This window comes from Geothrix oryzae, assembly GCF_030295385.1.
GTDB lineage: Bacteria > Acidobacteriota > Holophagae > Holophagales > Holophagaceae > Geothrix > Geothrix oryzae.
In genome coordinates this window covers 2,551,826-2,577,015 of the sequence record NZ_AP027079.1, presented here as the reverse complement: position 1 = coordinate 2,577,015, position 25,190 = coordinate 2,551,826, and the positions used below count along the sequence as shown (strand labels likewise).

Sequence of the window (25,190 nt, the reverse complement as noted above, 5' to 3'; positions counted from 1 at the left end):
GGCGGTCTCAGAGGCTCCGCTTCAGCACTTCCAGGCCCATGTGGGAGACGCGGTAGCGGCCGATGGCCCGCTCCCGGATGAGGTCATGGCGCTCCAGGTAGGCCAGGTCGGCATCCGTGGCCCCGGCCTTCACCAGGTGGTCCCGCGGCACATCCGGGTGCTTGGCCACCACCTGGAGCAGGGTGAGTTGGCGGGGAGTGATGGCATCGGCCACGGGGGCTCCTAGGGGCTGGTCTGTCGGCGGTAGCTGGGACGGTGGAGGTCCGAGATCTGGACCGTGAGGCTGAGCCGCATCTTCCCGGCGGTGAGGGGGAAGGCGGGCTTCAGCACCGCCAGCAGGGCCTCGCTGAGTCCGGCCTTCACCTCGTCCGGGCGGCCGCCGAGGATCTGCAGGTTCAGGGTGACGAAGGCTTGGTCCGGCGCGCCGTCGCCGATGACGAAAGTCTCGTGCCGGATCACGCGGCTCTTGATGTCGGCCAGCGTGAACAGGCCCGTGTCCGCCAGGGTCCGGTTGACCTCCCGCAACAGGCCCGTCCAGTCGGGCGCGTCGAGGAGGTTGGCGGAGTGTTCGAGGAGGCAGTGGGGCACGGGCCAGTCTAGCGCCGGAGGCCGGGTTTCCGCGTGACGCCCTTGCGGCCGCCCTGGTCCCAGTAGCTGGTCTCCTCCGCGAAGCAGATGTTCTCCAGGTCCGTGACCCGCTCCTGCAGGCAGGCCTGGGCGTCGGCGATGGCCTGGTTGTAGATGGCCGGGCCGAGCTCCTTCAGGCAGAAGGAGAGGAAGGTCCCCGCCCCCAGGTCGCCCACGCTCTCGCCGTACTCCTCGGCCACGAAGCGCTGGATGGCCCCGTGCAGGCGCTTCTCGGTGTCGGGGGAGAGTTTGATGTCCATGGGAGCCTCGCGGATCGCCTCGGATTCCAGTGTGGCTGCGGTTGACGGGGGGAGGAAACGGTGGACAGAGGTCACTTGGATGCCCGATGCCTCCGTGATGGCTCTATCTTGTCGGTGGATCGGCCGGTGGCCGCTGCCCGGGAGACACCATGCCGCCCACCCAACCCAGCCCGACGCTCGGCCAGACCCTCGGTCCTGACGGCCGGCTGCTCTTCCTCAGCCGGGCGGCGCGGATGTTCTCGTACGGGTTCCTGTCGGTGGTGCTGGTGCTCTACCTGGCGGGCCTGGGCTTCGGCGAGGGGCGCATCGGCCTGCTGCTGACGCTGACCCTGGTGGGCGACACGCTCATCTCGCTCTGGATCACGCTCCATGCCGACCGCATCGGCCGCAAGAAGATGCTGGTCCTGGGCGCGGCGCTCATGGTGGCGGCGGGGGTGCCCTTCGCCCTCAGCGGCGATTTCACGGTGCTGGTGCTGGCGGCCACCTTCGGCGTCATCAGCCCCTCGGGCAACGAGGTGGGGCCCTTCCTGGCCATCGAGCAGGCGGCCCTCTCCCAGCTGCTGCCCGAGGACCGCCGCACCGGCGTCTTCGCCTGGTACAACCTCACCGGCTCCTTCGCCACCGCCACCGGCGCGCTGGCCGGGGGCTGGGCCGCCCAGGCCCTCCAGGCCTCGGGCCTGGCGCCGGTGGCCAGCTACCGCGTGCTGGTGTTCGCCTACGCCGCCGTGGGGCTGATCCTCGCCCTGCTCTTCGCCAAGATGTCCGGGGCGGTGGAGGCGCCGCCGCCTGCGTTCCCCGCTGCGGTCGGCGCCCCCGCCAACCGTTTCGGCCTGCATGCCTCCAGGGGCGTGGTGCTGCGGCTGTCGGCCTTGTTCTCGCTGGACGCCTTCGCCGGCGGCTTCGTCATCCAGAGCATCGTGGCCTACTGGTTCCATGTGAAGTTCGGCGTGGCACCGGGAACGCTGGGCTCCATCTTCTTCGCGGCCAACATCCTGGCCGGGCTCTCCAGCCTCTACGCCGTGAAGCTGGCGGGGAGGATCGGGCTCATCCGCACCATGGTCTTCACCCATGTCCCCTCGAATGTGCTGCTGATCCTGGTGCCGCTGATGCCGAACCTGCCGCTGGCCATCGCGGTGCTGTTGCTGCGCTTCAGCATCTCCCAGATGGATGTGCCCACGCGCCAGGCCTACACCATGGCCGTGGTGGCCCCGGATGAGCGGTCCGCCGCCGCCGGCGTCACCGGCATCGCCCGCACCACCGGGGCCGCCATCTCCCCGGTGCTGGCCACGCCCCTCCTGGCCATTCCGGCCCTGGCCGGGACGCCCTTCCTCATCGCGGGGGGCCTCAAGCTCCTGTACGACCTGCTGCTGTACCGCAGCTTCCAGGCGTCGGAAGTCGGCAAGTCGGGAGAGGCATGAACAGGTAAGGCACCATAAGGTTTGTTATTGGATTAAAACGCTTAAGCAATCATGTTACAACATAAAAAATACTAGACACAAACAATGAATGGGGACCACGCTCGGGACCGCCCTCTGGAGGTGGGCTTCCATGCAGCAGTCCCTCTTCTCCTCTTCCCTCTGCTTCCGGCTGGCCTTCCTCGTGGCGCCGGCCCTGCTCGCCCAGAGCGGTCCCATGCCGCCGCCGCCGTTGATGCTCTTCGTCCGCGAGGAGGTCAAGCCCGGCCATGGGGCCGCCCACTCGGTCACGGAGTCCGCCTGGACGCGGACGCTCATCAAGGGCAAGTCCACGGATCACTACCTGGGCATGAACGCCCTCACCGGGGCCAGCGAGGCCTGGTTCATCATGGGCTACGCCAGCTTCGCGGACTGGGAGGCCAAGCAGAACGAGTTCGACAAGAACCCGGCGCTGAAGCACGAGATCGAGAAGATCTCCCAGCAGGACGGCGACCACCTCACCGGCACGCGCACCTTCCTGGGCGCCCTCCGCAAGGACCTGAGCTACGGCCCGCCCGTGGAGATCGGCAAGATGCGCTACATGCGGGTGCGGACCTTCCGGATCAAGCAGGGGCAGGGCGGGGCCTTCGAGGAGGGCGTCAAGACGGCCCTGGCCGCCTATGAGAAGAGCCACTACGCGGCCTCCTTCGCCTTCTACGAGGTGGCCGCCGGCACCGGCTCGCCCACCTTCGTCGTGCTGCGGCCCCTGAAGTCCCTGGCCGAGCTGGACGGCATGGCGGACGCGGAGAAGGCCTTCCAGGGGGCCCTGGGCGAAGAGGGCCGCAAGGGCATGCAGAAGGTCTTCGCCGAGACGGTGAACGCCGTGGAGAACCAGCTCTTCGCCTTCAACCCCAAGTTGAGCTACCCCGGCCCCGGCGTCGTCGCCAGCGACCCCGGCTTCTGGACGGTCAAGCCGCCGAAGGAAGGCGCGAAGTAGCCCGCCCGGCCCTTGGATGGCCCCGGGCGGCCCGGTGCGACACGGCGCGACCCGGCGCGGAGGGCGGGAGGACCGCCCTCCGCAGCTTTGGCTTCAGGCTTCCGGCGTCGAGGGATCAGAATGGAGGTCCCCACCCCCCGGAGTTCCCATGAAGCGCCTCGCCAGCCTGCTGCTCCTGCCCCTCTTCTTGTCCGCCCAGGAACCGAAACCCGCCGCTCCGGCCAAGGTCCCCGAGAAGGTCAAGGTGGCCCCGCCCGCCCGCCGGGACCAGGAACTGGAGAAGCGCCAGGTCCAGGCCGACCGCCTCGCCAGAGAGGCGCGCCAGCAGAAGCTGCGGGCGACCCAGGAGAAGACCCGCCAGGCGGCCTACAAGCGGGCCGAAGCCGAGGCCCTGAAGAAGGCCGACGCGGCGCGGCGGCAGGCGGAGGGGCTCCAGAAGCGGGCCGATGCCCACAAGAAGCGGGCCGAGGAACTCCACCGCAAGGCCGAGGAATCCTGGAAGGCCTACCAGGCCGCCACCAAGCCCGCCGAGGTCGCCAAGCCCAAGGCCGTCGAGGCGCCCAAGCCCAAGGTCGCCGAGGCGCCCAAGGCGAAACCCGCCGAGGCCCCGAAGCCTGAGGCCCCCAAGGCCGAGGAACTGAAGGCCGAGCCCGGCGACAAGAAGGGCTGAAGGCAAGCCTCTCCCGGCCGGATCAGTCCGGCGGGGCCCCGCCGGGATCCTTGTCCACGGATTCCGGCTTGGCGAAGCGCTGGGCCCGCAGGTGGAAGTCGTCGGTGAAGGTGCGGCGCACGGGCGGCGGCGGGGCGGCCTCGGCCACCTGGCGGGCCCGCCGCACGCGCCAGAGCGCCCAGGCGGTGGGGAGCAGCAGCAGGGCCGGATACTCCAGCAGGAGGCGCAGGGGCGTGAGGCGGAACTGCGTGGGGCGCAGGCCGTCGGCGTACCAGGCGTCGAGGATCCACACCTCGTCGTCCACGCGCAGCTCCGCCGCCTCGGCCTTGGCCATGCGGAGCACCTGGTCCGCGTCGCCCTGCCGGGCCGTGACGAAGTCCGTGAGCTGGCTGTCGGGATCGCGATCCACGCTGCGCACCGTCATCCAGGCGACCCCGGGCCGCTGCACATGGCAGAAGGGGTTCAGGGCGATGAGGAACACCTGCACCGCCAGGATCCACGCCACGGCGCCCACCAGGGCCCAGAGGCCGATGAGGGCGGTCCAGCGGAGGGCGGGGCGCGAGAGGGGCGGCATCAGCCGAGTATCGCTGATTCCGGCCCGGGCCAATTCGCAGGTTTATGACCCCGCTGTCGAAAAGATTCTGTTGCCCCCATTCTGGTTCTCCCATGCCTTCTCCCGATGCCCAAGACGCCCTGCCCGATCCCGCCGGCGCCGCCGGCCCCGGCGGGCTGGCGGAGCTGCCGCTGGACGCGTTCCCCCTGGGGATCACCCTCGTGGATGGGGCGGGCCGGGTCCTCCAGGCCAACGCGGAGGCCAGCCGCCTGCTGGGGCTCTCCCGGGCCGAGCTCGAGCTCCGCACGCTTGAGAGCCCCCTCTGGGATCTCTTCCATGCCGACGGCGCCCCGATGGCGGCCGAGGATCTGCCGGGCCTGCGGGCGCTCCGGGAGGGGCGCCGGGTCGTGGAGCCGGAGCTGGGGGTGCGGCGGCCCGATGGGGAGATCATCTGGCTCAGCGTCACCGCGGCGCCCCTGGAGCGGGGCCGGGTGCTCATCACCTTCAGCGATGTGTCGGACCACCACCGGTCCAAGGCCGTGCTGGCCGAGGCCAGGCAGGCCCAGGAGGCCCTGCAGAAGCAGGATCTGGCCTTCCGGGAGGTGAACAGCTTCCTCGCCACCTGCGGCAGCGCGCCCGGCGAGGACTTCTTCCAGTCCCTGGCGCGCTTCCTCGCCGGGAAGCTGGGCATGGACTTCGTCTGCATCGACCAGCTCGAAGGGGACGGCTTGAGGGCCCAGACGCTGACCGTGTGGAGCGATGGCCGCTTCGAGGACAATGTGGCCTATGCCCTGAAGGGCACCCCCTGCGGCTCCGTGGTGGGGGAGACCGTCTGCTGCTTCCCCGCCGGGGTGGCGGGCTCCTTTCCGGACGACGCCATGCTCCGGGACCTGCGGGCGGAGAGCTATGTCGGCGTCACCCTCTGGGATCACCGGGGCCACCCCGCGGGCCTGATCGCGGTGATCGGGCGGCGCCCCCTGGCCGATCCGGCCCTGGCGGAATCCGTGCTGAAGCTGGTGGCGGGGCGCGCGGCCGGGGAGCTGGAGCGCCGCCAGGCGGAGGCGGCCCTGAAGGAGAGCGAGGCCTCCTACCGGCGCCAGTTCACGGACAGCAGCGCCATCATGCTGATGATCGATGCGGACGGGGGACAGATCCTCGACGCGAACGCGGCGGCGGTCGCCTTCTACGGCTACCCGAGGGAGCGGCTGGTCGGCATGTCCATCTCGGAGATCAACGCCCTGCCGGCCGAGAGGCTCGCAGAGGCCATGGCCTCGGTCCGCAGGGAGACCGGAGGCCGCTTCGAGTTCCAGCACCGGCTGGCGGACGGGTCCATCCGCGAGGTGCAGAGCTCCTCCAGCCGCATCCAGCTGGGGAACCGCGAGGTCCTGCACTCGATCGTCCACGACATCACCGAGCGCAAGCGGGCCGAGAAGACCCTGCGGGAGCGCGAGGAGCAGCTGCGGGTCATCTTCGAGACCTCCGAGGCGGGCATCATCCTGGTGGCGTCGGACGGGAGTGTCGCCTTCGCGAACCGGCGCATGGCGGAGATGTTCGGCGTCAGCCTCCAGGACCTCATCGGCACCCCCTACACGAACCACCTGCACCCTTCCGAAAAGCAGGTGGGCGACGAGCGCATGCGCCAGCTGATCCAGGGGCAGGTCCACTCGGTCTCCGTGGAGCGGCGCTACCTCCGCCAGGACGGCAGCGAGTTCTGGGGCCACCTGTCCGGGCGGCGGCTGGAACACCCGGACGGCAGCCTGGATGCCCTGGTGGGGGTGATCACGGACATCACCGAGCGCAAGCGCATGGAGCGGGAGCAGCTGCTCATCGAGCAGAAGATCCAGCAGTCCCAGAAGATGGAAAGCCTGGGCAGCCTGGCGGGCGGCGTGGCCCACGACATGAACAATGTGCTGGGGGCCATCCTGGGGCTGGCCTCGGCCCACCTCGAGAACCACCCGGTCGGCAGCCCCGCCCACGGCGCCTTCAGCACCATCCTCAAGGCCGCCCGGCGGGGCGGGGAGATGGTGAAGAGCCTGCTGAACCTGGCGCGGCAGAACCCCGCCGAGCAGCGGGAACTGGATCTGAACGCCATCCTCCGGGAGGAGGTGCACCTGCTGGAGCGCACCACCCTCGCGAAGGTGAGGCTGCAACTCGATCTGGCCCCGGACCTGCGCCCCGTCCGGGGGGACGCCGCCGACCTGGCCCACGCCTTCATGAACCTCTGCGTCAACGCCGTGGATGCCATGCCGGAGAACGGCACCCTCACCTTGGGAACCCGGAACCTGGAGGGGGGTTGGGTCGAGGCCCGGGTGGAGGACACGGGGACGGGCATGGCCCCGGAGGTGCTGGAGAAGGCCCTGGATCCCTTCTTCACCACCAAGGAGGTGGGCAAGGGTACGGGCCTGGGGCTCTCCCTCGTCTACAGCACCGTGAAGGCCCACGGCGGGAAGATGGAGCTCCAGAGCGAGCCCGGCCGGGGCACCTGCGTGATCCTGCGCTTCCCCGCCTCCGGCGTTTCCGGGGAGCCCCGGGAATCCTCCGGGCCCCAGAAGATCGTGGGCGGCCTCCCCTCGCTGAAGGTCCTCCTGGTGGACGACGACGAGCTGATCCAGAGCTCCATACAGGCGATCCTCGAGCTGCTCGGGCATCGCGTCACCCTCGCCCCCAGCGGCGAGGAGGCCCTGGCCAAACTCGAGGCGGGCCTGAGGCCCGCCGTGGTCATCCTCGACATGAACATGCCGGGCCTGGGCGGGGCGGGGACCCTGCCGCGCCTGCGGGCCCTGCTGCCCGATCTGCCCGTGCTGCTGGCCACGGGCCGGGCCGATCAGACGGCCCGGGACCTGACCCAGGCCCACGCAGGCGTCACCCTGCTCGCCAAACCCTTCAGCATGGGCGACCTGCAGCGCCACCTGGAGCCCTTCACCCGGCGATGACACCGGGTGAAGGGGCACCGCTCGGGGTGGCCAGGGTCTGTTTTCAAAACAGACCCTACATGTCCACGAGCTTCGGGTGCGTCAGGCGCTCGAAGTCCTGGTAGGACATGCGGATCAGCTCGGTGTGCGTCCCGGCGTTGAAGGCGATCTCCTTGTCGGCCGCCAGGTGCGGCTCCACGAAGACCGGCATGCCGTAGAGGTTCCCGAAGGGCGGCATGGCCCCGGGTTCGCATTCCGGGAAGTCGGCGATGAACTCGCGCTCGTCGGCCAGCTCGGCGCGGATGGCCCCGGCGGCCTGGCGCAGGCGCTCCAGGTCCACCTTCCGGTTGGCCGGCACCACGGCCAGGACCAGGCGCCCGTCCAGGTTCACCACCACCGTCTTGGCCATCTCCTTGCCGGAAATGTGCGCGGCCCCGGCGACCGAAGTGGCCGTGAAGGCCACCGGATGTTGGATGACCTGGTGGGCCACCCGGTTCTGGGAGAGGAAATCCTTCAGCAAGGTCGTGGGCATGGCAGCCTCCTGGGACCGAACCCGGATGGGCGCCGGAGGGGCGCGGCACAAGGCCGGGCGGGCGCAGCACAAGGATCGGTCCCGGGAGGGGGGGCGCCATGAAGGTGAGGGCACTCAGCCCCGCAGCGCGGCGCCGACGGTGTCCGCCATGGGCGTGGTGGGACGGCCGATGAGGCGGCGCAGGGTGCGGGAATCGTCGAAGAGGCCACCCTTCGCGGCGCCGGTGTCGGATTCCGCCAGCAGGCTGGCGATGGCTTCGGGCAGCCCGGCGCCCAGGAGGATGGCCTTGAACTCCGCTTCGGGCAGGTTCTGGTAGGCCACGGCCTTGCCCGACTGGCGGCTGAGCTCCGCGGTCAGCTCGCGCAGGGTGTAGGCCGTGTCGCCCGCCAGCTCGTGGACCTGGCCCGCCTGGCCGTCGCGCAGCAGCACGGCGGCGGCGGCCTCGGCGTAGTCGGCGCGGGCGGCCGAGGCGATCTTCCCTTCGCCCGCGCTGCCCAGGAACGCCCCGTGCTGCAGGGCCGATGGGATGCTGGCCGCATAGTTCTCCGTGTACCAGCCGTTCCGCAGCAGCACGAAGGGCAGACCCGAGGCCTTCAGGTAGGCTTCCGTCTCCCGGTGTTCGAGCGCCAGGGGCAGGGGCGAGGTGTCGGCGCGGAGCAGGCTCGTGTAGGCCAGGAGCGGCACCCCGGCCTTCCGGGCCGCGTCCACGGCGGCGCGGTGCTGGGCGAACCTCTGGCCGATCTCGTTCGAGGAGATGAGCAGCACCTTCCCGGCGCCGCGGAAGGCCTCGACCAGCGTGTCCGGTCGGTCATAGTCGGCCTTGCGCACCTGGATGCCCTGGGCGGCCAGATCCTGGGCCTTCTCGGGGCTGCGCACGGCGGCCACCAGCTGGGCGGCGGGCACCTGCTTCAGGAGGGAGGCCAGCACGAGGCGGCCCAGCTGGCCGGTGGCGCCAGTGACGACGATGGGGCCGGTGAGAGGGCTGGTGAGGGGGTGGGGGGTCATGGGATCTCCTGGAGAAAGTGCAACCGGAATGGTTGCGGATAAGGGCAAAAAAAGTCAGGCGGGCTGGGCCTTCACGCCCGCCACCAGATCGGCGAGGGTGACGCCCGCCAGCTGCCGCTCCAGGGCTTCCTGGGCGAGGCGGAAGTGGTGGGTGAGCAGCCCCTGGATGGAGCGGCCCACGGGACACTGCACATTGGGGGCCGCCGCGTGCAGGGGGAAGGCGGCATCCACCCCCATGGCCGCCAGCACCTGCTGGAGGTGGATGGCTTCCGGCGCCTGGAGCAGCTGCCAGCCGCCCCCGGGGCCACCCTGGGACCGCACCAGCCGGGCCGCCCGCAGGCGGGCCAGGATGCGGCGGATGACCACGGGGTTGGTGTTCACGCTGCCGGCGATGTAGTCGGAGGTGAGCGCCTCGGGACCGGCGTAGGCCAGCAGGGTGAGCACATGGATGGCGACGGTGTAGCGGGTGTTGCTCATGGGGAATCCAATCCGTAACCATGGTGGTTTCGGATTGGATTCCTGTCAACGGGTTTTCCTCGCAGGGCCCCGGGACTGGCCTACTGCAGCTTCAGGGGGGCCGCGATGGTCGCCGGCAGGCCCAGGGCCGCGTTGGTGATGGTGGTCAGGCGCCAGCCGCTGTTGGTGCCGCCGCCGGCGCCGCAGGTGGGATTGTCGATGCCCTGGCTGGTGAAGGAGACCGAGATGCTCATGCCCGAGCCGTTGACATCCTGCGGGACCATGAAGCTGTTCTTGGACCCCACCCAGTAGGCCGTCTTGCCCCAGATCTTGAGGCCGCCCGCGCCGCCGCCGCCGTCATTCAGGTAGACCGTGCCGCTGCACACGCCGCCGGAGAAGGTCGTGAACCAGGCCTGGGCGGGATAGGCGGTGCCATCCCAGGACAGGTCCAGCAGGTAGCCGGTGGAGGTCAGGACGGTGTACCCGTAGCTGTCGGCGCGGGTCACCTTGCCCAGCACGGCATTGGTGTTGTCCAGCACCTGCAGGCCCGCGGCCCCGGAGCCCGCCGCGCCCTGGGGGATGGTGAAGTTCAGCACCGCGGCGCTGGCGGTACCCGAATTGGTGACCGAGGCGGACGAGCCCGCCGCGCCCGTGGTGGTGGTCCCCACGCTGATGGTGGCCGCCGCCCCGGTCGCGCCGGTGGCGCCGGTCAGGCCCTGGGGCCCGGCGAGGCCCTGCGGGCCCGTGGCGCCTTGCGGTCCCGTCGCCCCGGTGGCGCCGGTCAGACCCTGGGGCCCGGCGAGGCCCTGCGGCCCCGTCGCGCCCTGGGGGCCGGTGGCGCCTTGGGGCCCCGTCGCGCCCGTGGCGCCGGTGGCGCCCATCAGGCCCATGGGCCCCTGCGGTCCGGCGGGCCCGGTCAGTCCCGTGGCCCCGGTGGCGCCGGTCAGACCCGTGGGTCCCTGGGGGCCGGGGGCTCCGGCCGGGCCCACCAGGCTGGTGCCGGCGGCGGGCCAGGCTCCGGCCGTGAGGGCCCCCTTGGGGCCGTAGAGCACGCTGGTGGCGGTATTGAGGTAGAAGTCGCCGTCCACGCCCTGATTGGCCGCGGGCAGGGTGATGCCGCTGAGGACGGTCCTGCCGGCGGTGCCGGGGAGGCCCTGGGCCCCGGTGGCACCGGTGGCACCCGGGGTGCCCTGGGGGCCCGTGGCGCCGGGCAGGCCCATGGGGCCCTGCGGACCCGTGGCCCCGAGAGGGCCGGCGGGTCCGGTGGCGCCCTGGGGGCCCACGGGACCGGGCACCCCGACCACCGTCGAGGGGGCCCAGCTCGAGCCGTTGAAGACCAGGGCCTGGCCCGCCGTGGGGGTGGCCGTCGGATCCAGGGGCACCCCGTGGAGGCGGAGCACCACCGTCGCGTTCTGGGTACCGCCCACATCCCCGGCGAGGGCGCCGGAGAAGTCGAAGGCGCTGCGCGCCTGCAGGGCCGGCACCAGGTCCGTGTCCGGCGTCAGCGGCGCCCCGTTGATGGACAGGCGCAGCCGCAGGTTCGCCTTGGCCAGCACGGCCGGGGGAATGGCGGGCATGCCCGAGCCGCCCAGCGCCACCGCGTAGAGGCCGTTGTTCACCGAGACATCCTGGGGGCCCGAGGTCCAGAGTTCAGTCCCCTGGGCATCCAGGATCGAAAAGGTGAAGCTCCGCGTGCCGGTCACCGGCAGCCCGGCCTCGCTCAGGCGGCCCTGGTAGGCCACCTGGGGGTTGGGCGCGGCCTCGACCACCGGGGCCGCGGGCGCCACCTGCGCGCTCAGGCCGGGGGACAGGCTGATCAGGGTCAAGGTCAGGAGGGTGGGGCGAAAGCGCATGGGTTCTCTCGAAGAAGGGTGGAGGAAGGACGAGGCCCGTGGACGGGGCCTTGAAGGCTGGGCTGGGCCTGAATCAGGGGGCCTGGGTCGAAGGGTCGAAGCCATGGCGCACGGCGTCCACCTTGGCGGCATCCGTGGCGGTGGTGGCGGCGACGGGCTCCTGGACCAGGGGGGCGTTCGTCAGGGTTCCCGCCTGCTGCACGCGCCCGCTGGCCTGCACCAGGTCGGAGCGGATGCGGCCCGGGGGCAGGGGCGGCGCGATGGTCAGGTCGAAGGTGGCCACGGAGACCGTGCTCCCGCCCGTGGCCAGCACTTGGAGGCCCTGGATCGTCCGGGGGGCCACCGAGGGGTCCACCCAGAGCGACAGGGTGCCCGTGGACTGGTCGGCGGGGATGCTGCCGCTGCCCCGCACCCCGGCGGGGGGGTGGTCCAGCGAGAGGGTCAGGGGGCCCTGGTAGTTCAGGTAGTGGGCCAGCGGCCGGGTGGCCGTCACGGCAACGAAGCCCCCGCCCCCCGCCGGGATGCTCAGACTCGCGACGCTCATCTGCAGCGGCACGGGGCCGGACCGCTGGGCGGACGCGCTCCCCCCGCCCCCGCCCAGACAGGCCAGCAGGGGGATAACCAGGCTGGCCACAAGGCTTGAGCCCAGAAGGTTCTTGGTTCGCAGGGGGTTCGGCATGGGTGCTTTCGAAGGAAAGAATTATCCTAAGGCATCATTGCCCCTTTTTTACCAATAAATTTCATGTTGCACATGTCAATAAATGATTCATTCAAATGACTTACGGGTCAACTTGAAAGACGGGGACCGGGGCCCGAATCTCGGCCATCCTCTGCATCCTTTTCATCCTGGCGAAAGAAAAAGCCTTTGAAACCAGGATGAACAAGATGAACAGGATGAAAGCCGGGACGCGTGGCCTGGCGCTTGGCCGGTGCTTTCCCGGGGTTTGGATCCAGCGGCGAGCTGTTTAGACGCGCACGCCGTCCAAGCCCGAGGCCAGGCCTCCTGAGAGTTTCAGCCCCGTGGCCCGGGTAGATGCTGGGACCGCCCTGCACGTTCTCCGCGAACATGAATCGCTCCAGCCCCAACCGGTGGCGGAACAGGTCGCCAAAGGTGAAGGCCCCCGGCGTCGGCGCCCATTCCAGGTCCTCGGGCGTCGGCGCCGACCGCACCCGCACCGTGCGGGACCGGGCGTTGCGTCAGTATCTGTGGACGAAATCCGTATGTGGTTTTGGACATGATCAATGACTGTGCCCGGATCAATGTCAATTTAAGCAAAAGAACCTAAATGAATGATAGGGGCCAATCTGGTGATCTTTATTCATCATTATCTTCGTCCAATTTCAACTTTTTAATTAGACGGCTCACTAGGGTTAAAACAAAATGAGAAAGTCTAAGCCGCCATGAATTGGCAATAACTTGTGGTCCCAGTGCTAATTTCTCGGCCTCAATCCATGCATCAAAACTCTCGAACGAGCTGAGCAACCCTGGAGTGGCAAGGGTAGGATTTGTCCAGATCAGTCTTTCGCACTTAGTCCATACATCGTGAGGGTTAACTGCTAGATGACTACCTCGCGAAGTTGTCCGTGACATGTGAGCGAACGCACCTCGTGCGGTACAGAAGGCATCCAGGTCGTTAAGCCATGTACTGTCAATCGAAGATGAATCTAATCCAAGTGGAATTGCCATCGAGGCGATATGTTTCTCACGAACCCCAGTATTCCTGTCCAGTCTCTGCAACAAGACAGCATGGGCTTCTCCAAATCGCATTGCCAGCTGACGTGGGGTCTTCTTCTTACCTGTGCTGAGCGCTGTACCACCATTTTTTGGCTCAAGGCCACTGAAAGCCACGAGCGCTATTGAGGGACGTCCGAAGGTTCCAGCACATACGCCAGCAAAGGACTGGATTGCAAGCTCGCGCAGCGCCTCCTCTACATAAAACTCAAGTTCGGCATGAGCCAAAGTCAAAAAGGCACGCGCTAGTTCTTGGTGGTCAGTATTCGGTGAGCCGCTAGCCAGCGCGTCGTCAAGATAAACGCGCTTGAGCTCCCGGATTGACTGCTCCAGATTGGTGAAATGAGTACTAGCCATTTGGTAGGGAGGGCATATGGATCTCAGCGCCGATCTTGTCTTCAAGCGCCTTCTTCCAGCATTTGTATCTCGTCCTAATGGATGCAATGGACTTCGTAGTGCCGGCAATTGCCTCAGTGAATTCAGAATTGTGCAGAGACATCTCGATGAATGTGGCCTTTAGATCCAATTTACCGGCTTGGACTGCCTTCCGGACTTCTACATCGAGCGCTGAAGCCAACTGAACGTCCAGAACAGCCCGATTGATAGGCCCATCGAACTGATCGGCGGCCCAGCGTCTACCAACCTCACGTGCGTCTCCAAAGCACCTCACGAGGAACTCCAGTCCATCCTCAATTCGGCTAACAAGATTATCCACTGCATTTTGCTCACTGCTCCACCGAGCATTGTAGTGATCGTGCGTTTCATCCAGGAAGGGCTTCAAATTGCCCTTGTAAGCTGGAAGCCGAGTCAGAAATGCTATCAATCTCAATAGTAGATCAACATCCCGCATCCGAAAATCTGGCGCATTCAGTCCGAGAATTTTTTGTAGAACGGAACTATTCGCAGATCTTACACCCAAAAACTCGGTGAATTGACCAGGCTTCATTGCTTGCCTAAGTTCCTGCGGGGACAAGCGCGCACTGCCTGTGTTCAATCGAATGAAGACTTCATAGAGGTAGTCTTCATCCGGCCAGTTACGAATCAGGGCGCTACGGATAGTGTGATTGTCAAACTGCGTTCTAACCTGACCAAGGGCGGGGAAACTAACAATGTCTTTGTAAGTCTTTCCGTTGAGTCCTGTTAGTACTGTCAGCCCAGATAGGCGGAGTGGTCCAGCCTTTGCTGAGTCTTCCCAAAGTGGGTGATCATCAGCAAGTTCCCCGGCAAACTGTGCGAGAGTAAGCAACCTTTGTTTCCCATCCAGTACAATGTAGGTTCCACGCTGCTCTTTTCTCTCAGCCAACACAATCTGAGGAATCGGAAGTTGAAGCGCAACCGACTCAATAAATCTGCTCTTGTTTTTTCGGCTCCAAGCATCCCGCCTCTGAAAGGTCGGGGATAGATCAATGTTGCCTTGCTCGATCTGCTCAAGGAGGGTTCTCACTGTCCAATCGGTGCCGTACAGGACGGCATCACGATATCTATCCACACTTGCTTGCACCTCAATTTCATCATCCGCATCATCAGCGAAGTTGATAAGGGCATCATCGGAATCTGCAGGGTTCATCTAGGAGTCACTCGCTGGAAGGTTTGCTAATTATATTCTGCTCTCTCAATACATATCCAGTATCTCCAGGCCAACCTCAAAATGGATGCTAGGTGGTGGAGGTCAGGACGATCCCCTCGGCGTAGTCATCGGGGCCGCTATGCGGCAACTCTCGGCCAATTCAAGCCAATGAACAGAGATTGGGGGCGTTGTTCAGGAGTATTACCTGAGAGGAAATTCCACCTCTCCCAGGCATAGTTCAAACTCCTTTTGGCAGGTCATCCCATCGGCTCTTCATGCCCGCACTTGGGGCAGAGCAGCACCTGGATGGGGTCCTTGCCCCTCGGCTTGCGGGTCTTCTCGCCCATGCTGGGATTCTTGCAGGCGGGGCAGGTGACGGGGACGGGCTTGTCCCAGGCGGTGAAGTCGCACTTGGGGTAGTTGGTGCAGCCGTAGAAGACCTTGCCGAAGCGGGTCTTCCGGGGGCTGAGGCCGCCGCCGCACTTGGGGCAGGGCACGGCCAGGATCTCCTTCTTCACGGTCTTGCAGGTGGGGTAGTCGATGCAGCAGACGAACTCGCCGTAGCGGCCGTGGCGCTTCACGAAGCCCTTGCCGCAGTTGGGACAGGTCTCGCCGGTGGGCTCGTCGGGGGGAACCGGAATGCCTTTCGGATCGGCCTTCACGATGCCCTTGCACTTGGGGTAGTTGGGGCAGGCCCAGAAGGGGCCCCACTGGCCCTTGCGCAGGTTCATGGGCGTGGTGCCGCAGAGCGGGCACTCGGGCGCGTCCTCGGGCTCCTCCATCTTCTCGAGGTCCGCGGTGTAGTCGCACTTGTCCTTTTCAAGCTCGGCGCTGTAGTTGGTGCAGCCCACGAAGAGCCCGTTGCGGCCGATGCGCTTGAGCAGCGTGCCGGGGTGCTTCTTGCGGTCACCGCACTTGGGGCACTTCTCGCCCGTGGGCACGCCGGCCTTCAGGTTCTGCATGTCCTGCCCGGCGGCGGCCAGGGCCTGCTCGAAGGGGCCGTAGAAGTCCGTCATGGCCTTCTTGAAGGTGAGCTTGCCCACCTCGATGAGGTCGAGGTTGCCCTCCATGCCCGAGGTGTATTTCGTGTCCAGCAGGCGGGGGAAGCCCTGGATGAGCAGGTCGGTGACCACCATGCCCAGCTCCGTGGGCTTGAAGCGGCCCTCGTGCTTCTTCACATAGTCGCGGTCCTGGATGGTGCTGATGATGCTGGCGTAGGTGGACGGGCGGCCGATGCCATCCTCTTCCAGCTCCTTCACCAGCGTGGCCTCGTTGAAGCGCGCGGGGGGCTTGGTGAACTGCTGGTCGGCGTCGAGCTGCTCGAGCTTCAGGGCCTCGCCCAGCTTCAGGGCCGGCAGCAGGGCCTCGTCCTCGTCCTCCTCGTCGCCCTTGGTGGCGTCGGCGATGCCCTCGGCATCCTCCTCGGTCTTGTCGGCCCGGTAGACCGCCAGCCAGCCGGGGAAGCGCTCGATTTCGCCCTTGGCCTCGAACAGGGCCGTGTCCTTGCCCACGGGGGCCTCGGTCTGCACCACCGTCTCGTCGAAGCGGGCGGCCTCCATCTGGCAGGCCATGGTGCGCCGCCAGATGAGGGCGTAGAGGCGGAACTGATCGGGCTCCAGGTGGCCCCGCAGGCTCTCGGGCGTGCGGGTGATGTCGGTGGGGCGGATGGCCTCGTGGGCATCCTGCGCCCCGGCCTTGCCGGTGAAGATGCGGGCCTTGGCGGGCAGGTACTCCTGGCCGTATTTCTCGCCGATGAAGGTGCGGGTGGCCTCCACGGCCTCGGGGGCCAAGCGGGGCGAATCCGTGCGCATGTAGGTGATGAGGCCCACGGGGCCTTCGCCGAAGTCCACGCCCTCGTACAGCCGCTGGGCGTTCTGCATGGTGCGGCTCACGCTCATCTTCAGCTTCTGGGCCGATTCCTGCTGCAGCTTGGCGGTGGTGAAGGGGGCGGCGGGGTTGCGCTTCTTCTCTTTGGTCTCCAGGCCCGTGACCGTGTAGGCGGCCTTCTCGAGCTGGGCCTTCAGATCCTTGGCTTGGACGGCGTCGGCCACGCGGCGCTTGGTCTCCTTGTTGCCCAGCTGCAGCGGCTGGCCGCCCAGCTTCACGAGCTTCATCCAGAAGGAGGGCGGCAGCTTGGCGGCGAACCGGCCCTTCAGCACCCAGTACTCCACGGGGTTGAAGGCCAGGATCTCCCGCTCGCGGTCGACGATGATGCGGGCGGCCACGCTCTGCACGCGGCCCGCGCTGAGGCCGCGGCGCACCTTGTCCCAGAGCACCTGGCTGACCTTGTAGCCCACCAGGCGGTCCAGCACGCGGCGGGCCCGCTGGGCGTCCACCAGCTTCTTATTAATGATGGTGGGCGCGGCCATGGCCTTGGCGATGCCCGCCGGGGTGATCTCGTTGAAGAGGACCCGGCTCACGGGCAGGGTCTTGGGGGGCTTGATGGCCTCCAGCAGGTGCCAGCTGATGGCCTCCCCCTCGCGGTCGGGGTCGGTGGCGAGCACCAGCTCGGTGGCGGTCTTGGCGGCGGCCTTCAGCTCCTTGACCACCTTCTCCTTGGCCGGGCTGATCTCGTATTCCTCCTGGAACCCGTTCTCGATGTCCACGCCCAGCTTGCGGGGCAGGTCCCGGATGTGCCCCACGGAGGCCATGACCTTGTACCCCTTGCCGAGGTACTTGGTGATGGTCTTCGCCTTCGATGGGCTTTCGACGATCACGAGCTTAGTCACTGGACACTCCCTTGGGGGCTACGCCGCCTTACTCGGAACCACGATTTCGCCACAACGGGTGGGGCGGCATGAGGCGCCGCAACAGGCCTGCCAGAAAAACGCTGTCAGCCCTGAACGGCCCCTAAGGATGGATCCTAAGGGCAGAGGTTTGTCAAGGGACCCAGGCCCCGGCCAGGTCCTCCAGGAGGTCGGCGGGGGATAGGCAAACCCTTGCGGCACCCTCTCTTAGCAAAGAGTTGGGCCCCTCGGCCGAAGGATCTTCCGGTGACCCGGGGCACACCCAGAGCTCCTTGCCGAGGTCCAGGGCGAGGCGGGCCGTGACCAGGGAGCCGGACTTGAGCCGGGCCTCGGTGACCAGCACCCCGTTCGTCCAGGCCGCCAGCAGCCAGTTCCGCCGGGGGAAGTGCCAGGCCCGGGGCGGGGCCTCGGGCGGGAAGGGGGTGATCACCCCGCCCCCGGCGGCCACCATGCGGGCCATGAGGGGGGCGTGCTCGGGCGGGTAGGGGTGGTCGAAGCCCGAGCCCAGGATGCCCCAGGTGCCCGCCAGGCCGGAGGGGCCGGGGACGGCCTCGATGGCTCCCAGGTGGGCCGCGCCGTCGATGCCCCGGGCCAGGCCCGACACCACGGCCAGGCCGGCCTCGGTGAAGGCCTTCGCCCAGGCCCGGGTGCGGGCCTTGCCGCGGCTGCTGGCCTGACGGCTGCCCACCATGGCCAGGCGGGGGCCGGGGGGCGGCAGCGTGCCGCGCACCCACAGGGCCACGGGGTAGGGCAGGGGCGCCAGCAGGGCCTCCACGGCGGCGGCTTCCCGGGGGTCGGTTTCCCGGTCGCCGGGCAGCAGCAGGCGGGCCTCCCGGTCCCGGGCCTCCTGGCGGCGCCGGGGGAGGTCGGCCTCCAGGCGGGCCAGGGCCCCGGCCTGCTCGGCGGAGAGGGCGGGTGCCACGCCGGCCTGGAGCGCGGCCCAGGCCTCGGCCTTGTGGCGCTCGGGCCAATCCAGCACGGTGAAGGCGAGGGCCCAGAGGGGCAGTTCCATGGGGATTCCGGGGGGAGTGTGGCTATCCTGGGCAAGGAGACTGGTCCCGCGCAAGGGCTTTCCCCTTGCGTTATGGAACCGCTTGGCTACACTGGTTCTCTTGGCTGTTTTCACCTTTGGTTCGTGAGGTTCCCATGTCTCGTCAGTGCGAAATCTGCGGTAAGAAGCCCCAGTTCGGGAACAATGTCTCCCACTCCAACAATGTGACCAAGCGTCGCTGGAACCCGAACATCCAGCGCGTCCGCGCCCTGGTGGGCGGCGCCCCCAAGCGCCTGCGCGTCTGCACCTCCTGCATCCAGGCGGGCAAGGTCCTCAAGGCCTGCTAGGCCGGAGCTCCAAATCGAAAAGGCGGCCCCAGCGGCCGCCTTTTTCTGTGGCCAGCCCGCTGGGAGCGGGTGGGCCGGTCTGACGCCCGTGAAGCCGCGGGACCCCTCGGTTCGCAGGATCTCCCGGAGCAGTCCTTGGGCTACATGGAATGGCAACCCGAACTGGTCACCGGCCAGGATCAGATCGACGCGGAGCACCGCTCGCTGGTGGACGCGGTGAACCGGCTGCACGCCGCGCTGGATCAGGGGAAGGACCGGGAGGAGATCGGGAAGATCCTGGCCTTCCTGCGGGACTACGCGGTCACCCACTTCAGTTCCGAGGAGGCCCTGATGATCCGGGCGGGCTATCCCCGGGCCTCGGCCCACTTCGCGGCCCACGCGGAGCTGACCCTGCAGCTGAGCGACCTGCTGGCGGACTTCCGCGCCGGCCGCGCCCGGGTGACGGAGGCCGTGCTGGCCTTCCTCGAGACCTGGCTGGTGGAGCACATCCTGCGTCAGGATCAGGACCTGGGCGCCTTCATGCGGCAGCGGGGCCTGGAGGCCTAGCAGGGCCGGAGGTCGCCAGAAGCCGTGGACGCCATCGGCCCGATACACTGGCCTCATGCTGCTCGCCCTCGACACCACCACGGAGATCCTGCACCTGGCGCTGATCCAGGGGGATCGCGCGTGGACGCGGCGGGTGGCGTCGGGCGTGGGGCGGGGGCACAGCGAGCGGCTGCTCCCCGCGCTGGAATCGTTGATGGCCGAGGCCGGCGGCACGCCGATGGACCTGTCGGGCGTGGCGGCCTGCCTGGGGCCCGGCGGCTTCACGAGCCTGCGGATCGGCGTGGCCACGGCCGAGGGCCTGGGCCTCACGGGGCTGCCCACCTGGGGCTTCTCCGCCTTCGCCCTGCGGGCCGAGGCGCTGCGTCAGGCTGGCGTGGCGGGCCCGCTCTGGATCCTGCTGGACGGCCAGCGCAGCGAGGCCTTCCACCAGCGCTGGGCGGAGGGCCCCACGGAGCCCGCCGCCAAGCACCCGCTGGCGGACCTCCCCGAGCGCGTGGGGGCCGAGCCCTGGTGGGCCCCGGAGGCCTTCGCGGCCAAGGTGGAGGCCGTGCTGCCCGCGCCGCAGCGGATGCGCTTGGCCGATGAGGGCGAAGCCACCCTGGCGGGCCTGGTGGCCCTGGCGCGGCGCGTCGCCCAGGGGCCGCCGGAAGCGCCCCTCGTGCCCTTCTACCTGCGGGAGACCGACGCCGAGGTGAACTTCCCCCACGCCGCCGCCCACCTGCCGGAGGCCCTGCGGAAGGGCGTGGCGCGGTGAGGGAGAGTCCGGAGTCCGGGGTCTGGTACCTAGAGGGGGGCGAGCCCCTGCCGGCCTGGGTGACGCGGCTGGACCGCACGGCCTTCGGCTCGGCCTGGAAGGCCCCGGCGGATCACGAGGCCCTGTGGCTGCTGCCGGAGGTGGCCTTCGCCCGGTGGTCGCGGGTGCCCGCGGCCGGGGAGGCGGAGCTGCTGCGCATCGCCGTGGATCCGGCCCACCGGGGCCAGGGCCTGGGCCAGGTCCTGCTGGAGGCCTGCCAGCGGCAGCTGGCCGGGGAGGGGCTGACCCACCTGTTCCTGGAGGTGCGGCCCTCCAATGCCGCGGCCATCCGCCTCTACCGGGCCTGCGGCTGGGAACCCTGCGGGCGGCGGCCCGGCTACTACCCCGACGGGGAGGACGCGGTGCTCTACCGCCGAGGATGAACCGGCGGAGACCCGGTTCAGGACTGGGTCATGGCCATCAGGGCCTCGCTGATCTTCTTCAGGTCCAGCACCATGTCGGCGATGGCATTGGTCGCGCTGGTCTGCTCGTGGGTCTGGGTGGTCAGGTCCTTCGAGAAGTCCACCACGCGGCCCATGGATTCGTTCAGGTGCGCCTGGGTGACCTTGATGTCCTCGACGGAGGCGCTGGACTGGTCGGACAGCTTCCGCACGGCCTCGGCCACGATGGCGAAGCCCCGGCCGGCCTCCTTGGCGTGGGCCGCCTCGATGGCCGCGTTCAGGCCGAGCATCTGGGTGTTGCTGGCGATGGACTGGATGGTCTCCACCACCTCGCCGGTGGTCTTGATGTCCTCGAAGGAGGCCTGAACCAGCTGCTCCACCTCGTCGACCATGCTGGAGACCTTCGCCTGGGAGGCGTTCACCTGCTCCACCGTGGACACGATGGTGGTGATGGCGCTGTCCATCTGCGCCGCGTGGCCCAGCAGCAGGCTCAGCAGCTCGCGCTCGCGGAGCTCCTTCGAGAACAGGCCCGAGGCCATCTTGGTGACCAGCAGCGTCTTCTCGGGGTCGCCGGGGATGCCGATGGAGCCGATCAGCTCGTCGTTGTGGCGGATGGGGAGGTTGATGCCCGCCCGGACGGTCCCGCCCGAGGCCTCCTCTTCGGCCGCCGTGATGATGATGTGGGGCAGGTTCTCCTGCAGCATCTTCCGCGCGCCGGCGTGCAGGTCGCCGACCCGGGACTTGATCTTGGCGGCGACGATGGTCCCCTCCACATCGCAGACGATCGAGTTCATGCCCGTGGCGGTGTAGATGAAATCAATGATCTTGTTCGCGATGTCCCGATCCATCGGTGCCGTCCTCCCCGAGCGCCAGTTCCCATCCTCATCGCTGGACGGACGCCATGCCATCCACGGGGCGGGCCCCAGGACACCCCATCGTCCAGCTCGGCCCGTGCGATTAGCCTTGGCCTGGCTGGCCTTTCGGACCCGCATCCCGCCCGCCTCGGCCGCGGCCCTTCGTCTCGACCCGATCGGCGCGGGGGCGAGGGGCCGATCCCCGGGATTCAGGCTACAAATAGGTCCCTTAAATTGATGACTCAAGGGTATTGACCAAGGTGACTCTTGAGGTAATGTTATCTCCGCAGTCACCTTCGAGGCCCCATGATCGGCATCTCCAGACAGACGGATTACGCGGCGCGGCTGGTGCTCCACCTGGCCTCGCTGCCGGAGGGGACGCGGGCCTCCATCGCGGAGATCGCCGAGGCCCGCCTCCTCCCCGCGCCCTTCGTCCGCCGCCTCATCGGCGGCCTGGCCAAGGCGGGCATCCTCCAGACGACCCGGGGCACGGGAGGCGGCATCGCCCTGGCCCGCCCCGCGTCGGAGATCTCCCTCCTGGATGTGGTGACCGCCCTGGAAGGCCCCATCGTCCTCAACCAGTGCCTGGACGGCCATCACCACTGCCCGCTGGCCCACGGCTGCCCCATCCAGGCGGCCTGGGCCGAGGCCGCCCGCACCCTGGAGACCCACCTGGCCGGCGTGCGCTTCGATGCGCTGGCCCGCTCCCCGGAGACCCACCTCGCCGCCCACCTGCGCTGCCACTCGGCGCTCAGGACCCAGGCGGCGTCGAGCTGTTCCTGATCCCCTAAGCCCCATCCCCAACCCAGACCTGTAGGAGGAGTCCGTGGACGCCTTGACCTTGTCGCGCCTGCAATTCGCGGTGGCGACCTACTTCCACTTCCTGTTCGTGCCCCTGACCCTGGGCCTCTCCATGCTCGTCGCCCTCATGGAGACGCAGTATGTGCGCTCGGGTGACGAGGACTACAAGCGCATGGCGAAGTTCTGGGGGAAGCTCTTCCTCATCAACTTCGCCGTGGGCGTGGTGACGGGCCTGACGCTGGAGTTCCAGTTCGGCACGAACTGGTCGCGCTACTCGGCCTATGTGGGCGACATCTTCGGCTCGCTGCTGGCCATCGAGGCCACGGCGGCCTTCTTCCTGGAGTCCACCTTCATCGCCGTGTGGCACTTCGGCTGGGAGAAGCTGTCGAAGAAGGCCCATGTCACCGCCATCTGGCTCGTGGCCATCGCCTCGAACCTGTCGGCCTTCTGGATCCTCGTGGCCAACGCCTGGATGCAGCACCCCACGGGTTTCGTGCTGCGGAACGGCCGCGCCGAGCTGGCGGACTTCTTCGCCGTCATCACCCAGCGCTTCGCCATCCTCGAGTTCATCCACACCCTGGGCGGCGCCTACCTCACCGCGGGCTTCTTCGTGCTGGGCATCTCGGCCTGGCACCTGATCCGCAAGCGCGAGACCACCTTCTTCAAGAAGTCCTTCCGCCTGGCGGCGGCCTGGACGCTGATCTTCGCCCTCTTCGAGATGGCCCAGGGCCACATGAACGCCGAGATCCTCAGCACCACCCAGCCCACCAAGCTGGCGGCCATGGAGGCCCACTGGGAGACCGGCCGGAATGTACCCATGCACCTGCTGGCCTGGCCCGACGCGGCCAACGAGCGCAACGCCGTGCAGTCGCTCTCCGTGCCCAGCGGCCTCAGCCTGCTGGCCACCTACTCGGCCGGCGGCGAGGTGAAGGGCCTGAAGGACTACCCCGCCTCGGAGCGGCCCCCGGTGCTGCCTGTGTTTCTGAGCTTCCGCGCCATGGTGGGCCTGGGCGTGCTCTTCCTGGCGCTGGGCTTCTGGGCCTGGCTGAAGCGCGACCGCATTGAAGACCAGACGCGGTTCCTGAAGGTGCTGCCCTGGCTCATCCCGCTGCCCTACCTGGCCAACGAGCTGGGCTGGACCATCGCGGAGCTGGGCCGGCAGCCCTGGATCGTCTACGGCCTGATGAAGACCTCGGACGCGGCCTCGCCCCTGGCGGCCTCGCAGGTGGGGACCTCGCTGGCGGCCTTCTTCCTGGTCTATGCGCTGCTGGGCGCCGTGGACTTCTACCTGCTGTTCACATTCGCCCGCAAGGGCCCTGATGCCGCCGCCGCGGCCGCGAAGTGAGGGAGGCGACCATGCTGGAATCCATCTGGTTCGTGATCTGGGGCGTGGCCTGGGCCGTCTACTTCATGCTCGACGGCTTCGACCTGGGCCTGGGCACGCTGTTTCCCTTCCTGGCGAAGGACGAGACCGAGAAGCGCATCCTCGTGAACGCCATGGGGCCTTTCTGGGATGGCAACGAGGTGTGGCTCATCACGGCGGGCGGCGTGACCTTCGCGGCCTTCCCGAGGGCCTACGCCATCATGTTCTCGGGCCTCTACACGCCGCTGATGCTGCTGCTCTTCGCGCTGATCCTGCGGGGCGTGGCCTTCGAGTTCCGGGGCAAGGTGGACAGCGCCCGCTGGCGCGCCACCTGGGACGCCTGCCTCGTCGTGGGCTCCTTCCTACCCGCGCTGCTGCTGGGGGTGGCCTTCGCCAACATCTTCAAGGGCCTGCCCCTGGACGCCGCGGGCCTCTTCCACGGCAACCTGTTCACGCTGCTCAACCCCTACGGCCTGCTGGGCGGCGCGCTCTTCGTGCTGATCTTCGCGGTCCACGGCGCCCTGTGGCTGACCACCCGCACCGAGGGCGAGCTTCAGGCCCGGGCCGGCCGCATGGCCACATCCCTCTGGCTGGTCGAGGCCGTCGCGGCCGTGGCCTTCCTGGCCCTGACCTGGTTCAGCACGCGGCTCTGGCAGAATGTGCTGGCCAAGCCCGCCCTCCTCGTCCTGCCCCTGCTGGCCGTGGCGGGCCTACTGCTGACGCGGGTCTTCGCGGCGCAGGGCGCTTGGTGGAAGGCCTGGTTCGCCTCCTCGGCTCTCATCCTGGGCGCGGTGCTCTTCGGCGTGGCGGGGCTCTTCCCGAACCTGCTGCCCTCCAGCCTGGACCCCGCGGCCTCGGTGACGGCCTTCAACGCCGCCTCCAGCCCCCTGACGCTCAAGATCATGCTGGGCGTGGTGCTCTGCTTCCTGCCCGTGGTGATCGGCTACCAGCTGTGGGTGTACCTGACCTTCCGGGACACGGTGACGGCCGAGAGCATCTCTCGCGGACCCGCGTACTGACCTGAATCCATCGCGCGTGAACCGGCTCCCCGCCCCATGGTGGGGTGGGGGGCCTTTGTGTCCCATGCCCCGCTTCCGGGGCGATGCCAAGGAGATGTCCCATGAAGTCCTTCGTCCTGCCGGTGGCCCTGGCCGCCGGACTGCTGAGCTCTGCCCCGCTCCAGGCCCAGGAGGGCCCGCGCCAGGAAAGTCCGTGGATGGTGCGCCTGCGCGCCGTCTCCCTCCAGCCCGCCGACAAGTCCGACGCGGCCGCCGGGCTGCCGGCGGATGCCATCCATGTCAGCTCGAAGACCATCCCGGAGGTGGACATCAGCTACTTCTTCACGAAGAACCTCGCCGCGGAGCTGGTGCTCACCGTGCCCCAGAAGCACGATGTCACCCTGGGCGGGGCGAAGATCGGCACCTTCAAGGAGCTGCCTCCCACCCTCACGGCCCAGTGGCACTTCCTCCCGGGCCAGACGGTGGATCCCTATGTGGGCCTGGGCCTGAACCTCACCCTGATCTCGGATGTGAAGCTGGCGGACGGCGCCCTGGATCTGGACAAGACGAGCGTGGGTCCTGCGGCCCAGGTGGGGGTGGATTTCAAGGTGGCCCGGCAGTGCTTCATCAATGTCGATGTGAAGTACGCGCAGATTCGCAGCGATGTGAAGACCGCTGCCGGGGCCAAGGTCACCGGGGTGAAGGTCGACCCGTTCCTCTTCGGCGTGGGAGTCGGCTACCGGTTCTGATCCCACCCGATGACGGGGCAAGCCCGGGCGCGGTCAAGTCGC

26 protein-coding genes are annotated in these 25,190 nt (G+C 68.1%); 12 read left to right on the top strand and 14 right to left on the bottom strand.

What is annotated here, in order from left to right; genetic code table 11:
• Positions 1 to 7: 7 nt before the first annotated feature.
• From QUD34_RS11830 to QUD34_RS11820, 3 genes are read right to left on the bottom strand one after another with little or no spacing between them, the layout of a single operon-like run.
• The gene (locus tag QUD34_RS11830; protein ID WP_286353912.1) at positions 8 to 214 is read right to left on the bottom strand and encodes a hypothetical protein; all 207 of its coding nucleotides are present in this window, start codon (positions 212 to 214) and stop codon (positions 8 to 10) included.
• Between the two features lie 8 nt (positions 215 to 222).
• Positions 223 to 588, bottom strand: a complete 366-nt coding sequence (locus tag QUD34_RS11825) for a 5-carboxymethyl-2-hydroxymuconate Delta-isomerase (RefSeq protein WP_286353911.1) — start codon at positions 586 to 588, stop codon at positions 223 to 225.
• An 8-nt stretch (positions 589 to 596) separates the two neighbouring features.
• Positions 597 to 887 carry a DUF2164 domain-containing protein gene (locus QUD34_RS11820; protein ID WP_286353910.1) on the bottom strand — a complete coding sequence of 97 codons (291 nt, stop codon included), beginning with the start codon at positions 885 to 887 and terminating at the stop codon, positions 597 to 599.
• A 149-nt stretch (positions 888 to 1,036) separates the two neighbouring features.
• Between QUD34_RS11820 and QUD34_RS11815 the strand changes: the two genes are divergently transcribed.
• From QUD34_RS11815 to QUD34_RS11805, 3 genes are all read left to right on the top strand, one after another.
• Positions 1,037 to 2,305, top strand: a complete 1,269-nt coding sequence (locus QUD34_RS11815; protein WP_286353909.1) for an MFS transporter — start codon at positions 1,037 to 1,039, stop codon at positions 2,303 to 2,305.
• 130 nt (positions 2,306 to 2,435) lie between these two features.
• Positions 2,436 to 3,278, top strand: a complete 843-nt coding sequence (locus tag QUD34_RS11810; protein WP_286353908.1) for a hypothetical protein — start codon at positions 2,436 to 2,438, stop codon at positions 3,276 to 3,278.
• A gap of 148 nt (positions 3,279 to 3,426) precedes the next feature.
• Positions 3,427 to 3,948: a hypothetical protein gene (locus QUD34_RS11805; RefSeq protein WP_286353907.1), complete on the top strand. Its 522-nt coding sequence runs from the start codon at positions 3,427 to 3,429 to the stop codon at positions 3,946 to 3,948.
• A gap of 22 nt (positions 3,949 to 3,970) precedes the next feature.
• On the opposite strand, the gene QUD34_RS11800 is transcribed toward QUD34_RS11805, so the two are convergent.
• Positions 3,971 to 4,522 (bottom strand): hypothetical protein, encoded by a 552-nt coding sequence (locus QUD34_RS11800; RefSeq protein ID WP_286353906.1) that lies wholly within the window; start codon positions 4,520 to 4,522, stop codon positions 3,971 to 3,973.
• A 92-nt stretch (positions 4,523 to 4,614) separates the two neighbouring features.
• On the opposite strand from QUD34_RS11800, the gene QUD34_RS11795 reads away from it, so the two are divergent.
• On the top strand, positions 4,615 to 7,434 hold the full coding sequence (locus QUD34_RS11795) for a hybrid sensor histidine kinase/response regulator (protein WP_286353905.1): 2,820 nt from the start codon (positions 4,615 to 4,617) through the stop codon (positions 7,432 to 7,434).
• A 55-nt stretch (positions 7,435 to 7,489) separates the two neighbouring features.
• On the opposite strand, the gene QUD34_RS11790 is transcribed toward QUD34_RS11795, so the two are convergent.
• The 9 genes from QUD34_RS11790 to QUD34_RS11750 form a co-directional block, all read right to left on the bottom strand.
• Positions 7,490 to 7,945, bottom strand: a complete 456-nt coding sequence (locus QUD34_RS11790) for an aminoacyl-tRNA deacylase (protein ID WP_286353904.1) — start codon at positions 7,943 to 7,945, stop codon at positions 7,490 to 7,492.
• Positions 7,946 to 8,059: 114 nt separating this feature from the next.
• Positions 8,060 to 8,950, bottom strand: a complete 891-nt coding sequence (locus tag QUD34_RS11785) for an SDR family oxidoreductase (RefSeq protein WP_286353903.1) — start codon at positions 8,948 to 8,950, stop codon at positions 8,060 to 8,062.
• Between the two features lie 54 nt (positions 8,951 to 9,004).
• Positions 9,005 to 9,427 (bottom strand): Rrf2 family transcriptional regulator, encoded by a 423-nt coding sequence (locus tag QUD34_RS11780; RefSeq protein ID WP_286353902.1) that lies wholly within the window; start codon positions 9,425 to 9,427, stop codon positions 9,005 to 9,007.
• Positions 9,428 to 9,507: 80 nt separating this feature from the next.
• Positions 9,508 to 11,259, bottom strand: a complete 1,752-nt coding sequence (locus tag QUD34_RS11775) for a DUF8740 domain-containing protein (protein WP_286353901.1) — start codon at positions 11,257 to 11,259, stop codon at positions 9,508 to 9,510.
• A gap of 73 nt (positions 11,260 to 11,332) precedes the next feature.
• Positions 11,333 to 11,938 carry a hypothetical protein gene (locus QUD34_RS11770; RefSeq protein WP_286353900.1) on the bottom strand — a complete coding sequence of 202 codons (606 nt, stop codon included), beginning with the start codon at positions 11,936 to 11,938 and terminating at the stop codon, positions 11,333 to 11,335.
• Between the two features lie 636 nt (positions 11,939 to 12,574).
• Complete coding sequence (locus QUD34_RS11765; protein WP_286353899.1) at positions 12,575 to 13,348, bottom strand: HEPN domain-containing protein; 774 nt, start codon at positions 13,346 to 13,348, stop codon at positions 12,575 to 12,577.
• Positions 13,341 to 14,558: a DUF262 domain-containing protein gene (locus tag QUD34_RS11760; RefSeq protein WP_286353898.1), complete on the bottom strand. Its 1,218-nt coding sequence runs from the start codon at positions 14,556 to 14,558 to the stop codon at positions 13,341 to 13,343. The genes QUD34_RS11765 and QUD34_RS11760 overlap by 8 nt, the downstream gene beginning before the upstream one ends.
• Before the next feature lie 257 nt (positions 14,559 to 14,815).
• Positions 14,816 to 17,287 (bottom strand): type I DNA topoisomerase, encoded by a 2,472-nt coding sequence (gene topA / locus QUD34_RS11755; protein ID WP_286353897.1) that lies wholly within the window; start codon positions 17,285 to 17,287, stop codon positions 14,816 to 14,818.
• Between the two features lie 151 nt (positions 17,288 to 17,438).
• Positions 17,439 to 18,317, bottom strand: coding sequence for a DNA-processing protein DprA (locus tag QUD34_RS11750; protein WP_286353896.1), 879 nt, complete (start codon positions 18,315 to 18,317; stop codon positions 17,439 to 17,441).
• A gap of 134 nt (positions 18,318 to 18,451) precedes the next feature.
• Here QUD34_RS11750 and rpmB point away from each other — a divergent pair, with 134 nt between their 5' ends.
• The 4 genes from rpmB (at position 18,452) to QUD34_RS11730 (ending at position 20,365) form a co-directional block, all read left to right on the top strand.
• Positions 18,452 to 18,643: a 50S ribosomal protein L28 gene (gene rpmB / locus QUD34_RS11745; protein ID WP_286353895.1), complete on the top strand. Its 192-nt coding sequence runs from the start codon at positions 18,452 to 18,454 to the stop codon at positions 18,641 to 18,643.
• 144 nt (positions 18,644 to 18,787) lie between these two features.
• Positions 18,788 to 19,189 carry a bacteriohemerythrin gene (locus QUD34_RS11740; protein WP_286353894.1) on the top strand — a complete coding sequence of 134 codons (402 nt, stop codon included), beginning with the start codon at positions 18,788 to 18,790 and terminating at the stop codon, positions 19,187 to 19,189.
• Between the two features lie 55 nt (positions 19,190 to 19,244).
• Positions 19,245 to 19,943 carry a tRNA (adenosine(37)-N6)-threonylcarbamoyltransferase complex dimerization subunit type 1 TsaB gene (tsaB, locus tag QUD34_RS11735; RefSeq protein ID WP_286353893.1) on the top strand — a complete coding sequence of 233 codons (699 nt, stop codon included), beginning with the start codon at positions 19,245 to 19,247 and terminating at the stop codon, positions 19,941 to 19,943.
• Positions 19,940 to 20,365: a GNAT family N-acetyltransferase gene (locus QUD34_RS11730; RefSeq protein WP_286353892.1), complete on the top strand. Its 426-nt coding sequence runs from the start codon at positions 19,940 to 19,942 to the stop codon at positions 20,363 to 20,365. The genes tsaB and QUD34_RS11730 overlap by 4 nt, the downstream gene beginning before the upstream one ends.
• A gap of 17 nt (positions 20,366 to 20,382) precedes the next feature.
• Here QUD34_RS11730 and QUD34_RS11725 read toward each other — a convergent pair whose 3' ends face one another.
• Positions 20,383 to 21,231 carry a sugar diacid recognition domain-containing protein gene (locus QUD34_RS11725; RefSeq protein ID WP_286353891.1) on the bottom strand — a complete coding sequence of 283 codons (849 nt, stop codon included), beginning with the start codon at positions 21,229 to 21,231 and terminating at the stop codon, positions 20,383 to 20,385.
• Between the two features lie 312 nt (positions 21,232 to 21,543).
• Here QUD34_RS11725 and QUD34_RS11720 point away from each other — a divergent pair, with 312 nt between their 5' ends.
• From QUD34_RS11720 to QUD34_RS11705, 4 genes are all read left to right on the top strand, one after another.
• A complete protein-coding gene (locus QUD34_RS11720) occupies positions 21,544 to 22,020 on the top strand; it encodes an RrF2 family transcriptional regulator (RefSeq protein WP_286353890.1) in 477 nt (158 codons plus the stop codon).
• A 43-nt stretch (positions 22,021 to 22,063) separates the two neighbouring features.
• The gene (locus tag QUD34_RS11715) at positions 22,064 to 23,383 is read left to right on the top strand and encodes a cytochrome ubiquinol oxidase subunit I (protein ID WP_286353889.1); all 1,320 of its coding nucleotides are present in this window, start codon (positions 22,064 to 22,066) and stop codon (positions 23,381 to 23,383) included.
• A gap of 11 nt (positions 23,384 to 23,394) precedes the next feature.
• Complete coding sequence (gene cydB, locus QUD34_RS11710; RefSeq protein ID WP_286353888.1) at positions 23,395 to 24,420, top strand: cytochrome d ubiquinol oxidase subunit II; 1,026 nt, start codon at positions 23,395 to 23,397, stop codon at positions 24,418 to 24,420.
• A gap of 101 nt (positions 24,421 to 24,521) precedes the next feature.
• Positions 24,522 to 25,148: an OmpW/AlkL family protein gene (locus QUD34_RS11705; protein ID WP_286353887.1), complete on the top strand. Its 627-nt coding sequence runs from the start codon at positions 24,522 to 24,524 to the stop codon at positions 25,146 to 25,148.
• Positions 25,149 to 25,190: the final 42 nt, after the last annotated feature.

What these genes read in the sequence shown, in the direction of transcription:
- QUD34_RS11820 (WP_286353910.1), bottom strand. Translation starts at nt 887, where the DNA reads ATGGACATCAAACTCTCCCCCGACACCGAGAAGCGCCTGCACGGGGCC.
- QUD34_RS11740 (WP_286353894.1), top strand. Translation starts at nt 18,788, where the DNA reads ATGGAATGGCAACCCGAACTGGTCACCGGCCAGGATCAGATCGACGCG.
- tsaB (WP_286353893.1), top strand. Translation starts at nt 19,245, where the DNA reads ATGCTGCTCGCCCTCGACACCACCACGGAGATCCTGCACCTGGCGCTG.
- QUD34_RS11760 (WP_286353898.1), bottom strand. Translation starts at nt 14,558, where the DNA reads ATGAACCCTGCAGATTCCGATGATGCCCTTATCAACTTCGCTGATGAT.
- cydB (WP_286353888.1), top strand. Translation starts at nt 23,395, where the DNA reads ATGCTGGAATCCATCTGGTTCGTGATCTGGGGCGTGGCCTGGGCCGTC.
- rpmB (WP_286353895.1), top strand. Translation starts at nt 18,452, where the DNA reads ATGTCTCGTCAGTGCGAAATCTGCGGTAAGAAGCCCCAGTTCGGGAAC.
- QUD34_RS11765 (WP_286353899.1), bottom strand. Translation starts at nt 13,348, where the DNA reads ATGGCTAGTACTCATTTCACCAATCTGGAGCAGTCAATCCGGGAGCTC.
- QUD34_RS11815 (WP_286353909.1), top strand. Translation starts at nt 1,037, where the DNA reads ATGCCGCCCACCCAACCCAGCCCGACGCTCGGCCAGACCCTCGGTCCT.
- QUD34_RS11720 (WP_286353890.1), top strand. Translation starts at nt 21,544, where the DNA reads ATGATCGGCATCTCCAGACAGACGGATTACGCGGCGCGGCTGGTGCTC.
- QUD34_RS11790 (WP_286353904.1), bottom strand. Translation starts at nt 7,945, where the DNA reads ATGCCCACGACCTTGCTGAAGGATTTCCTCTCCCAGAACCGGGTGGCC.
- QUD34_RS11775 (WP_286353901.1), bottom strand. Translation starts at nt 11,259, where the DNA reads ATGCGCTTTCGCCCCACCCTCCTGACCTTGACCCTGATCAGCCTGTCC.
- QUD34_RS11795 (WP_286353905.1), top strand. Translation starts at nt 4,615, where the DNA reads ATGCCTTCTCCCGATGCCCAAGACGCCCTGCCCGATCCCGCCGGCGCC.
- QUD34_RS11800 (WP_286353906.1), bottom strand. Translation starts at nt 4,522, where the DNA reads ATGCCGCCCCTCTCGCGCCCCGCCCTCCGCTGGACCGCCCTCATCGGC.
- QUD34_RS11770 (WP_286353900.1), bottom strand. Translation starts at nt 11,938, where the DNA reads ATGCCGAACCCCCTGCGAACCAAGAACCTTCTGGGCTCAAGCCTTGTG.
- QUD34_RS11750 (WP_286353896.1), bottom strand. Translation starts at nt 18,317, where the DNA reads ATGGAACTGCCCCTCTGGGCCCTCGCCTTCACCGTGCTGGATTGGCCC.
- QUD34_RS11780 (WP_286353902.1), bottom strand. Translation starts at nt 9,427, where the DNA reads ATGAGCAACACCCGCTACACCGTCGCCATCCATGTGCTCACCCTGCTG.
- QUD34_RS11805 (WP_286353907.1), top strand. Translation starts at nt 3,427, where the DNA reads ATGAAGCGCCTCGCCAGCCTGCTGCTCCTGCCCCTCTTCTTGTCCGCC.
- QUD34_RS11810 (WP_286353908.1), top strand. Translation starts at nt 2,436, where the DNA reads ATGCAGCAGTCCCTCTTCTCCTCTTCCCTCTGCTTCCGGCTGGCCTTC.
- QUD34_RS11725 (WP_286353891.1), bottom strand. Translation starts at nt 21,231, where the DNA reads ATGGATCGGGACATCGCGAACAAGATCATTGATTTCATCTACACCGCC.
- QUD34_RS11705 (WP_286353887.1), top strand. Translation starts at nt 24,522, where the DNA reads ATGAAGTCCTTCGTCCTGCCGGTGGCCCTGGCCGCCGGACTGCTGAGC.
- QUD34_RS11785 (WP_286353903.1), bottom strand. Translation starts at nt 8,950, where the DNA reads ATGACCCCCCACCCCCTCACCAGCCCTCTCACCGGCCCCATCGTCGTC.